Source organism: Kitasatospora sp. NPDC043950 (assembly GCF_056435345.1).
The window spans coordinates 24,677-27,373 of record NZ_JBWKER010000047.1 but is presented as its reverse complement, the minus strand read 5'-3'; the positions used below and the strand labels follow the sequence as shown (position 1 = coordinate 27,373).

The following is a 2,697-nucleotide window of genomic DNA, read 5'->3' as shown; positions in this document are numbered from 1 at the left end:
CACCACCCCCCCCCCCCCCCACCCCCCCCCCTTTCCTCCCCCCCCCCCCCCCCCCCCCCCCCCCCCACCACCCCCCCCCCCCCCCCCCCCCCCCCCCCCGGTGCCCGTGGTGCGCGGGGGGAGTGCCCCGCCCGGACTGCTTCGCCCCGAACTGCTTCGCCCCGAACTGCTTCGCCCGGACTACTCCGGGCGCTTGAGTCGGGTGATGAACTTGTAGCGGTCGCCGCGGTAGATCGAGCGGACCCACTCCACCGGGTCGCCGTCGGCGTCGAAGGAGTGCCGGGAGAGCTGGAGCATCGGCAGTCCGAGGTCGGAGCCGAGCAGGCCGGCCTCGCGCGGGTTGGCGAGGGTGGTCTCGATGGTCTCCTCGGCCTCGGCCACGGTGACCCCGTACACCTCGCGCAGCGCCGCGTACAGCGAGTTGTGCTTGGCGAGGTTGCGCCGCAGTGCGGGGAAGCGCTTGGCGGACAGGTGGGCGACCTCGATGGCCATCGGGTCGCCGTTGGCCAGGCGCAGGCGCTCGATCCGCAGCACCCGGCCGCCGGGCTTGATGTCGAGCAGCGGGGCGAGCCGGTCGTCGGCGGTGATGTAGCCGATCTCGATCAGTCGCGAGGCGGGCTCCAGGCCCTGGGCCCGCATGTCCTCGGTGTAGGAGGTGAGCTGGAGGGCCTGGGCGACCTTGGGCTTGGCGACGAAGGTGCCCTTGCCCTGGATGCGCTCCAGCCGGCCCTCGACGACCAGTTCCTGCAGCGCCTGGCGCACGGTGGTGCGGGAGGTGTCGAACTGGGCGGCCAGCGCGCGCTCGGGCGGGACCGGGGTGCCGGCGGGCTGGGTCTCGGTGAGCTGGAGCAGGTGGCGCTTGAGACCGTAGTACTTGGGGACGCGCGCGGTCGGGTCGGCGCCGGCCTGCGTCGGGAGGTTTTTCACCTCGGGGTCGTTGACCTGGGCGGTGGTTCCCCCGTCGCTGCTCATCGGACCTGTTCTCCCGCTTCTCGCGGGGCCTTTACGGGCCCCGCCACATAGTTAACGGGTGACATCGTTGCATGTATGGCTACGGAACGAATACCTCATCACGCGATGAACGATGTGCGGTGTCGGCTTGATAACGGGTGGTCCGGATCGGTCGAACAGCCGTTGACAGGCCCATTGGTCTAGGCCAAGCTCCAGGCATCTGGTCTACACCACTAGGCCGGTCACTATGAATCCCCCCACCCGCTCGAAGGGGTCCGCGGCACCTTTCCCCCCGCTTTACGTGGGTCTGCCGCTGCCGCCCGACGGGGGTAACCCAGGCATCCCTCAGGAGGATGGCGTGAAGCGTCAGCTCATCGCGGCGGTCGGCGTCGCAGCAATGGTCGTCGGCCTGGCGGCCTGTGGCTCGGACGGCAAGAGCAAGGACAACGCCGGTTCGAACTCGTCGTCCGCGGCGGGCGCCAAGAACTACAGCGGCAAGACGCTGAAGGTGTGGCTGATGACCGGCTCCGCCCCGAAGGGCTGGACCGACGCGGTCAAGAGCGAGTTCGAGACCACCTACCCGGGCTCCAAGGTCGACTTCCAGATCCAGGAGTGGGACGGCATCGGCCAGAAGGTGACCGCCGCGCTGTCCGAGGGCTCGGTCGACGTCGTCGAGCTCGGCAACACCCAGACCTCCGGCTACGCCGCCTCGGGCGGCCTGCTCGACATCACCAAGGACAAGTCCGCCCTGGGCGGCGACGGTTGGAACGCCAACCAGAACGAGGCCGCCCAGCTGGACGGCAAGCAGTTCGCCGCCCCGTGGTGGGTCTCCAACCGCGTCGTCGCCTACAACAAGGACCTCTGGGCCAAGGCCCAGCTGACCGACGCGCCGAAGACCCTGGACGAGTTCTACGCCGACCTGGACAAGCTGAAGGCCACCGAGGGCGTCGTCGACCCGATCTACCTGCCGGGTCAGGAGTGGTACACCTACTTCGGCCTGCTCGCCGGTGAGGGCGGCAAGATCGCCAAGAAGGACGGCGACAAGTGGGTCGGCGGCCTGTCCTCGCCCGAGGCGCAGAAGGCCTTCGAGACCTACAAGAAGCTGCAGGGCTACTCGGCCACCGGTCCGAAGGACAAGGACGAGGCCACCCCGCAGCAGAAGGACGTCTTCGGCAAGGGCAACGTCGGCACCATGATCGCCCTCGGCTGGGAGCTCCCGGCGGAGAAGGACATGCCGAAGGACAAGATCGGCTTCTTCCCGCTCCCGGGCAAGACCGCTGACAAGCCCTCCGGCGTCTTCCTCGGCGGCTCGAACCTGGCGATCGGTGCGCAGAGCAAGAACACCGACATGGCCAAGGACTTCCTGAAGATCGCCCTCAACGACAAGAACGAGGGTGCGGTCGCCGCCGCCGGCAACATCCCGAACAAGGCCGCGCTGAACAGCCAGCTCACCGGCGACTTCGCGAAGGCCGCCCAGTCCGCCTCGGCGGTCGGCGCGGTCACCCCGATCACCCCGAACTGGGCGAGCGTCGAGGACAAGCCGAACCCGATCAAGGAGTTCCTGACCGCCGCCCTCCAGGGCGGCGACTACGCGGCCACCGCGAAGAAGTACGACGACGAGATCGCGAAGCGGCTCAACCAGAAGCAGTAGGCACCGAGCGGCGGGGGGGGGGGGGGGGGGGGGGGGGGGGGGGGGGGGGGGGGGGGGGGGGGGGGGGGTGGGGGTGGGGGGGGGGGGGGGGGAGG

General features: G+C 69.9%; 2 protein-coding genes. One reads left to right on the top strand and one right to left on the bottom strand.

Features of this window, described 5'->3' with window-relative positions:
* Positions 1 to 180: 180 nt before the first annotated feature.
* Positions 181 to 972, bottom strand: a complete 792-nt coding sequence (locus AC07BF_RS27820) for a GntR family transcriptional regulator (protein WP_244293370.1) — start codon at positions 970 to 972, stop codon at positions 181 to 183.
* Between the two features lie 337 nt (positions 973 to 1,309).
* Here AC07BF_RS27820 and AC07BF_RS27815 point away from each other — a divergent pair, with 337 nt between their 5' ends.
* Positions 1,310 to 2,602, top strand: a complete 1,293-nt coding sequence (locus tag AC07BF_RS27815) for an extracellular solute-binding protein (RefSeq protein ID WP_363586950.1) — start codon at positions 1,310 to 1,312, stop codon at positions 2,600 to 2,602.
* The last annotated feature ends 95 nt before the right edge of the window (positions 2,603 to 2,697 follow it).

What these genes read in the sequence shown, in the direction of transcription:
- AC07BF_RS27820 (WP_244293370.1), bottom strand. Translation starts at nt 972, where the DNA reads ATGAGCAGCGACGGGGGAACCACCGCCCAGGTCAACGACCCCGAGGTG.